This window comes from Streptococcus mitis, assembly GCF_001579035.1.
Lineage (GTDB): Bacteria > Bacillota > Bacilli > Lactobacillales > Streptococcaceae > Streptococcus > Streptococcus mitis_J.
This window is the reverse complement of sequence record NZ_KQ970355.1, coordinates 1-262: the sequence shown is the minus strand read 5'-3', so window position 1 is coordinate 262 and position 262 is coordinate 1. Positions and strand designations below refer to the sequence as shown.

At 42.4% G+C, this 262-nt stretch carries 1 pseudogene; it reads left to right on the top strand.

The features are described from left to right. Window positions 1–262, top strand: a pseudogene (locus tag SMIDD26_RS11035) (IS30 family transposase); the annotation flags it as partial.

Genomic DNA, 262 nt, shown 5'->3' with positions numbered 1-262 from the left:
CAACCTTGATGTCAGCTCCTCAACCGTCTATCGACATATCCGAAAAGGATACCTATCTATCGCTCCTATTGACCTAGCCAGAGCCGTTAAATTCAAAGAAAGAAGAAAAAGTAAGCTACCTTCCATCCCTAAAGAAGCTAAAAAAGGGCGGTCCTATGAGGATTTTCAAAACTATTTAGCACTGAATCAACTAGAATCTTGGCTGGAAATGGACACAGTTCTGGGCAGGATGGGAGGTAAAGTCCTACTTACCTTCAATCTC